This is a genomic window from Streptomyces sp. NPDC051173, assembly GCF_040689515.1.
Taxonomy (GTDB): Bacteria; Actinomycetota; Actinomycetes; order Streptomycetales; family Streptomycetaceae; genus Streptomyces.
The window spans coordinates 21,342-28,384 of sequence record NZ_JBFBBD010000086.1; the positions used below are offsets into that span (position 1 = coordinate 21,342).

Annotated in this window: 6 protein-coding genes; 2 read left to right on the forward strand and 4 right to left on the reverse strand. The window is 75.5% G+C overall.

What is annotated here, in order from left to right; all coding sequences use genetic code 11:
• Positions 1 to 22: 22 nt before the first annotated feature.
• The 3 genes from AB0435_RS29810 to lanL all read right to left on the reverse strand — a co-directional run bounded on the left by AB0435_RS29810 (position 23) and on the right by lanL (position 4,143).
• On the reverse strand, positions 23 to 1,234 hold the full coding sequence (locus AB0435_RS29810; RefSeq protein ID WP_366428379.1) for a lanthionine synthetase C family protein: 1,212 nt from the start codon (positions 1,232 to 1,234) through the stop codon (positions 23 to 25).
• 72 nt (positions 1,235 to 1,306) lie between these two features.
• Positions 1,307 to 1,438, reverse strand: coding sequence for a hypothetical protein (locus AB0435_RS29815; RefSeq protein WP_366428380.1), 132 nt, complete (start codon positions 1,436 to 1,438; stop codon positions 1,307 to 1,309).
• Between the two features lie 50 nt (positions 1,439 to 1,488).
• The gene (gene lanL, locus AB0435_RS29820) at positions 1,489 to 4,143 is read right to left on the reverse strand and encodes a class IV lanthionine synthetase LanL (RefSeq protein WP_366003689.1); all 2,655 of its coding nucleotides are present in this window, start codon (positions 4,141 to 4,143) and stop codon (positions 1,489 to 1,491) included.
• 167 nt (positions 4,144 to 4,310) lie between these two features.
• Here lanL and AB0435_RS29825 point away from each other — a divergent pair, with 167 nt between their 5' ends.
• Positions 4,311 to 5,195, forward strand: a complete 885-nt coding sequence (locus tag AB0435_RS29825) for a peptidase (protein WP_366003690.1) — start codon at positions 4,311 to 4,313, stop codon at positions 5,193 to 5,195.
• A gap of 100 nt (positions 5,196 to 5,295) precedes the next feature.
• On the opposite strand, the gene AB0435_RS29830 is transcribed toward AB0435_RS29825, so the two are convergent.
• A complete protein-coding gene (locus AB0435_RS29830; protein ID WP_366003691.1) occupies positions 5,296 to 6,246 on the reverse strand; it encodes a threonine/serine dehydratase in 951 nt (316 codons plus the stop codon).
• A gap of 73 nt (positions 6,247 to 6,319) precedes the next feature.
• Between AB0435_RS29830 and AB0435_RS29835 the strand changes: the two genes are divergently transcribed.
• On the forward strand, positions 6,320 to 6,955 hold the full coding sequence (locus tag AB0435_RS29835; RefSeq protein WP_366428381.1) for a TetR/AcrR family transcriptional regulator C-terminal domain-containing protein: 636 nt from the start codon (positions 6,320 to 6,322) through the stop codon (positions 6,953 to 6,955).
• Positions 6,956 to 7,043: the final 88 nt, after the last annotated feature.

Below are 7,043 nucleotides of genomic sequence, written 5' to 3' on the forward strand. Positions count from 1 at the left end.
ATCCGTCGGAGCGGGACCGGTCCTACGACAGCAGCAAGGCCCGGTCCCACAGCGGCGCGACGTCCGTCGCGGCCGCGAGCAGCGCGAGCACCACCCCCGCGGCGCCGTCCAGGAACCCCGGGCCGGCGGCCGCCACCGCCGCCCGGCAGGCGAGCAGCCGCTCGGCCACCCGGACCGCCGCGCGGCTCAGCTCCGCGTCCCCCGTGTCCCGTACGAAACGCGCGGTGATGTGCAGCAACCCGGCCGCCCCGTGGCACAGCCCCACCGCGCCCTCGGCGTCCGGCCGTGCGGCGAGACGGCGGTGCGCGGCCCTCAGGGTCCGTACGGCGAGGTCGTTCAGTGACCCGTCGTCGAGCGCGGCTCCCGCCAGCCACAGCGCGCGGGCGATGCCGGGAGTGCCGTAGCACCAGGTCGCCGGTGCCCGGCCCGCGGTGGCGGGGCGTCCGTCCGGTGCCACCCGGCTCGGCCAGTCCGGGCCGTGGCCGTCCTCGACCCGACGGGCGGTCAGCCAGGCGGTCATCCGCCGGACGGCCGCCCGCTGTCCGGGCACGGTGACGCCGGCGGTGCCGGCCGACGCCAGCAGGGCGAGCGGACCGGAAATGCCGTGGGCCATCCCGCAGTTGAGCACACCCGACGGGAAGAGGGAGCGCCTCGAAGGGTCGTCGATGTGCTCGGCGGGGGTGTGCCAGTGCGGGGTGCCGTCCCGTTCGCCGCTCAGCGTGACCAGCCCGGCGAGCACGGTGCGCAGCGCGGTACGGGAGGCCGGTTCGTGGTGCCGGCACAAGAGGTACGCCCCGGTGCCGGTCACCCCGGAGACGGTGTCGAAGGCGCGGACGGGCACGCCGTGCGGCGCGGCGCCGAGGCTCCGCGCGGCGGCCGACCTCAGGACTTCGTCGTGGACCTCGGGGAGCGGGTGCGTGCCGGGCGCGAGCGACCAGGCCGTGAAGGCGAGGCCGCCGAGCCCGCCGAAGAGCCCCGGCGAGGCGGGCCCCGGGTGCCGGGCCCCCGCGGCCGCGGCCCTGAGGTAGCCGTCGGCCATGGCACCCCACCCCTGCCCGGGCAGGCACCGGTCCAACTGGCCGTACGCCAGGGCGAGTCCGGGTCCGCCGGCGGCGAGGTCGGGGCGGACCCTGCGGGGTACGGGGCGCGGCTTTCCGGCGAGGGCGGTGACGAGGCCGAGGGCCGCGTCCGCCGTCACCCCGTGCAGCACCGGCGCCCATGGCGCTTCGCCCAAAGAACCTCCTCCGCCGTATCCGGGTGGCCACCGGGTGGCAACCAGGGCAGCCACCCGGAGTCTGTGGTTCCGTCAGAACGGGCGACAGCGCGGCGGATCAGTGCAGTTGCCGCTGGTGTGGTCGGTGTCGCAGCACATCACCGGCTCCAGCTCCTGCTCGTCCGTCTCCGGCAGTTCCTGCAGCTGGAGTACGTCGTTCTCCATGGCTCTCACCTCCTGTCGGGGGTCCGGGCGATCGCGGCGGGCCTGCCCCGTCACCGGCCGCTGTCGACCAGCCAGGAACGGGGGCCGCCGTGCTTGAGGCGGAGGAGGAAGTCGAGCGGGCCGGACATGCCGACGCTGTAGCTCGCGCAGACCTCACGCAGGCTGTCGTCCGGGAGGACCAGGCGGCCGTCGCGTTCGACGGCCCGCAGGTGGAGGCAGACCGCGGCCTGGGCCGCCCAGGTGCGGTAGCGCTCCTCCCCCGTCGCCTCGGCGAGGTCGAGCAGCAACTCGGCGTTGCCCGCGACACCGTGGCAGGTGCCGGGGCCGATCCGCCAGCGGTCGCGGTGGACGGCGGCCGCGGCCCGCTCGGCGTGTGCACGGAAGACCGCGTCACCGGTCGCCCGCCAGAGCCGGACCAGGAAGGTCCCCACGCCGGAGGTTCCGTTGCACCAGAAGTCCAGACCGGTGCGCTCGGTGCGGCCCGGGCCCTTGGGCCAGTGCGCCGCGTCGCCGTGCCGTTCGGCGACGGCACACAGGGCGTGGCCGGCGCCGACGGCGATGTCGACGAGTTCGGGGCGGTCCAGGTCCCGCCCGGCGGCGAGCAGGAAGGCGGCGATCCCGGCGATGCCGTGCCCGAAGCCGTAGAACGTGGCACCGGCGAGGTCGTCGCGGTGCTCCGGGCCCGCGGCCCAGTCCACCCCGCCGTCCGCGCGCGAGGTCAGGCGGAGCAGCCCGTCGGCGCACTCCGACGTCCGTTCCGCGAACCGCTGGTCGCCGGTGGCGTGCCACAGGTGCAGCTGGGCCAGGCCCGCGCCCGCGAGGCCGTGGCAGATGTCCGGGTCGCTCCAGTCGAGGGGGATCCGCAGGGCGTACTCCCGTGCGCGCTCGGCGAGCGCCGGGTCGTCCAGGGTGCGCGCGGCGTCGTGGAGGGCCCATACGGCGCCGGAGCGGCCGAAGTAGAGGCCGGGCAGGATGCGGCTGGGCAGGGTGAGCCGTTCGTCGAGCCACCGGGCCGTGCCGCGCAGCAGCGGTCCGGCGGAGGTCCGGCCGCTGCGGACGGCCCGGTCGAGCACGGCCAGCACGCCCGCGGCGCCCAGTTGGACGTTGCAGGGGTCGGCGCGCGGCAGGGCGCGGGGTCCTGGCCAGAGGTACTCGCCCGAGGGTTCCGCGGTGGCCTCCAAGTGGGCCAGTCCGTCTTCGATGAGCCGCTCGACCTGAGGGTCCGGCAGTACGGGTCCTGCGGTCGCCGGCCGTACGACGGGGTCGGCGTGCAGGAAGGCGGCGGCCTTCTCCAGGGGCCAGCGGGAGGGGCCGTCCGCGGTGAGTCCGAGGACGAGGGGGGCGAGCGCGCGGAGCGCGGGGAAGGCGGGTGCCGCGGCGTCGACGAGGGCCGCGAGGCGGTCACCGGCGGTGCGGCCCGGCGGTGAATCGGGGGCGAGGACCGGGCTGATGCCGGTGGTGGCGTGCAGCAGGGTGGCGCCCAGGCTGAAGCAGTCGGCCTCAGGGCCGGGGGCGGGCGGCGGGTCGGCGCTGTCGCGGCCCGGCCCGTCGAGGTACTCGGGGGCGGTGAAGCCGGGGGTGCCCGCGATGTGGGAGGTGCCGTCGGCCTGGACCGCGCATTCCAGGTCGACGAGGACGGGGGTGCCGTCGGACCTGATGACGACGTTGCCGGGTTTGAGGTCGCGGAGAACGAAGCCGGCCGTGTGCACCTCGCCCGTCACGCGGGTGAGTTCGCGTGCGAGCTCCCAGGCGACGGGCACCGGCAGGCGGCCGCTGTCGCGCCACGCGTGCTCGGCGGCCCAGCGCTGGAGGCTCCTGCCGTCGATCAGGTCCTCGACGAGGAAGACGTGCCCGGCGGCCTCGAAGACCTCGCGCACGGCCGGGGTGACGTGGTGCGGTGCGAGCCGGGCCAGGACGGTCGCCTCGTGCCGCAGCCAGTCCCGCGCGTCCTCTTCGCCGGGGCCGCCGCCGATGTGCGGGCGGGCCTCCTTGAGCAGGACGTCGTCGCCGGTCCGCCGGTCGTGGGCACGGTAGACGCCGCCGCGGTTGGAGTGCCGGACCGCTTCGCTGACGAGGTAGCGGCCGGCGAGCAGGACGGGGGCGCCCCGCGGGCGGTCCGGCGCGGTGGGCGGGGGCGCGTCGAAGGGCGGCGCGGCCCACGGGGGCGGCGAGAACCAGGGGTTGCGCACGTCGGTGACGAAGGTGCCGTCGGGGGCCAGCAGCAGCCCTTCGTAGAACCCCTCGTCGTTGAGCTCGTGGGGCCGGGCGAAGCAGCCGAAGCGGTAGTGGACGAGGCTGCCCGGCCGGTACCGGCGGTCCGACAGGATCGTGGGCCCGGCGAGGCCGAGGGTGACGCGGTGGAGTTCCTCGGCGAGCGCGCGCAGCCGGTCGTCGTCATCGGGGTAGGCGGTGAGGAACTTGCCCGATTGCGCCCGGGAGGCGCGGACTGAGGTGAGTTCGGCGGCGACCCGGGGCGAGACGGCGAATTTGAAGGCGCACTCGTGCGCCACCAGGACGGGGACCGCGCGTGCCAGGAGGTCGCGGGCGGACGCGGGGGTCGCCGACACGTGCAGCTTCCACCCCTGCGTGCGGCGGATGTGGCGCGGTGGGGTGACCATGCACCAGGTCGCGCCGTCCCGGAGGGTCCAGTCGGGGCCCTCGTCCCGCAGGACCCGCAGAGTGATCGACTGATAGCTCAGTGCCACGACACGATGATGGCACCGGCGAGGGCCGTTGGCGAGAGCCTGTCCCGGCCGGTTGGCAGGCAGGCGCGTGCCCCGTACGGCCGGGAACCCCGTCGGCTGACGGACCGTCTCCCCGTGCGACAGAATTGATCGTTCCGCTTCAACCGTCCCGCTTTAAGAGGAGATTCATGCGCGCTTCGATACGGCTCGGGCGGCTGTCCGCCGTGGCCCTCGCCTCCGCCGTGGCCCTTGGCGCGGCGCCGTCCCCGGCGACGGCGGCCGCGCCGGCCACGGCCGAGGTGACGTACACGGCGGAGGAGCGCCAGGAGGCGCTGGCCTACTGGACGGCCGACCGGATGCGGAAGGTCAGCGCGAGCGTGGACCTCGGGCGGACCGGGCCGCTGACCAAGGAGTGGAAGGGCGCGCCGGTGAAGACGGTCGGCCGCCTCTTCTTCGTCAACGCCAATGGTGACGACACCTGGTGCACCGCCACGGCGGTCGAGAGCGGCAACCGCTCGGTCGTGATGGCCGCCGGTCACTGCGTGCGGCGCGGCGCCTCCCCCGCCAACACCCATATGGACCTGGTCTTCGTGCCCGGCTACTCGAAGAGCGCGCAGGCGCCCTACGGGGTCTTCCCCGTGCGGGCCGTGGTGACCCCCGACTCGTGGGCGCGGGAGGCGCGCACGGACGTCGCGGCGCTCACCGTCGACCCGGTCGAGGGCAAGCGGCTGACGGACGCGGTGGGTGGCCAGCGGGTGGCCTTCGGCCGCGGGCCGGGCGGGCAGGTGACCGCGTTCGGCTACCCCGCGACGCGCCCGCAGCTCGGTGAGCGGCTGCTCTACTGCGCGGGCCCGGCCACGGCCGCCCCGGACGACGAGCTGCGGGTGCCGTGCGACATGACGGGCGGGGCGAGCGGCGGCCCGTGGCTGGCGGACTTCGACGCGAAGTCGGGCCTGGGCACACTGGTGTCGGTCAACAGCCACGGTGACGCGCTGGAGCACAGCACGGCCATGTTCGGCCCCGCGCTCGGCGCCGCGGCACGCGCGGTCCACGCACGGGCGCAGGGGCTCTGACCGGCGGGGAAGACCAAGCGCTCCGCTTGGAGTCCGGTACGTCGGCCGCGGGTTCGTCGCGGCTGGTCGCGCGGTTCCCCGCGGACTTCACCGGGCCCGCTCAGCGGCGGTCCACCAGGTCACCGGGATCGGTGTTCGCACCGCAGAGCACCACCGCGACCTTCTCCCCCTCGGCCGGCGCATAGGCGGGCGCGGGTCCCGAGACCGCCGCGAGCGCCGTCGCCGCCGCGTGCTCGACCACGACACGCCGGTCGTCCCACAGGGCCCGGCGGGCATCGGTGATCGCGGCATCCGGCACCAGGACGGAGGTGACGTCGTCACCCTCGGCGGCGGCGAGTGCCGTCGCGGAGACACGCCGGGCGCCGAGGGCGTCCGCGGCGACGGAGTCGACCGGCACCTCGGTGACCCGCCCGGCCTCCAGCGCGGCGTGCAGGGCGCGGCAGTTCTCGGGCTCGACGGCGACGGTGCGCACCCCGTGGTGCCGGGCGGCCGTGGCGACCCCGGCGAACAGCCCGCCGCCGCCCACCGCGACGACGACGGTGTCGAGGCCGGGCAGCCGCTCGTGGATCTCCTCCAGCAGGGTTCCCGCGCCGGCGGCGATCAGCGGATGGTCGTAGGCGTGGCTCGCGAGGGCTCCCGTGGCGGCCGCGAACTCCTCGCAGGCCGCCAGGGCTTCGCCGTATTCGGTGCCGACGAGCCGGACGTCCGCGCCGTAGCCCCGGAGCTTCGCGACCTTGACGTGCGGTGCGGTGCCGGGGAGGAAGACCGTCGCCGGCAGGCCCTGCCGCCGGGCGGCCCAGGCGCAGGCCAGCCCGGCGTTGCCGCCGGAGGCGATGGTGACGCCCGCGGCGGGCAGCGTGCCGGCCTCGCGGTGGGCGGCGAGGAAGTTGTGCGCGCCGCGCGCCTTGAAGGACCCGGTGTGCTGCATGAACTCCAGGGCGAGCCACAGCTCGTACGGTCCAGGGCCGGCCGGGGCGAGGGTGACGGGCCGGACGTGCCCGGCGGTCCGCTCGGCCGCCCGCTGGACGTCGCCGTAGGTGAGGCGGTGCACTGGAAAGCTCCTCCTGAGGGTGTGGCGGCCACCGGGCCGACATTCCGATACAGTGTACGTTACAGTGTCACACATGCCGAGACGATCCCCCTCCCTGAGCCGGGCCACCCCCGGTCGCATCGCCCGCACCGCCCTGGCGATCATCGACGAGGAGGGCCCCGCGGCCCTGAGCTTCCGCTCGCTCGCCGACCGGCTGGACGTCTCGCACGCGACCATCCACCGCCGCTGCACGGACCTCGGCGGGCTGCTCGACCTGTGCACCGACCACCTCGCCGCCGAGCTGCCGGACATCCCCGCGGGCACACCGTGGGCCGAGGCCACCGAGGCCCGCTTCACCGCGCTCTACACGCTGCTGACCGCCCACCCCGGCCTGGTCGCGCTGCGCGGCTCCCGCCCCTGGCTCGGGCCGCAGCTGCTCGCCCGGCTGGTCGAGCCCGCGCTCGCCGACAGCATCGCCGCCGGGATGACCCCCGAAAACGCCTTCCGCACCTACCGGCGGATGTATCTGCTCACGCTCGGCAGCGCGACCTTCGTGGACCACCGGGACCCCGAGGCCACCGCCGTCACCACACGCACCGCCCTGGCCGCGCTCGACCCGGAGCGGTTCCCGGTCCTGACCGGGCACATGGACGCACTCCTGCCCGGCATGACCGATCACGAGGTCTACTACGGCGCCCTGCGCGAACTCATCGCCGCGGCCCGCCCTTAGTGGTCTGCGTCGTAAATCCTTCGGGGGTTGATCATGCGGCTGGGGCGGCGGAGGATTCTTCTGGGTGATCGGCGGTGTGCCGGTCGAG

Coding starts and splice junctions, on each gene's coding strand:
- AB0435_RS29825 (WP_366003690.1), top strand. CDS start 4,311: ATGCGCGCTTCGATACGGCTCGGGCGGCTGTCCGCCGTGGCCCTCGCC.
- AB0435_RS29815 (WP_366428380.1), bottom strand. CDS start 1,438: ATGGAGAACGACGTACTCCAGCTGCAGGAACTGCCGGAGACGGACGAG.
- AB0435_RS29835 (WP_366428381.1), top strand. CDS start 6,320: ATGCCGAGACGATCCCCCTCCCTGAGCCGGGCCACCCCCGGTCGCATC.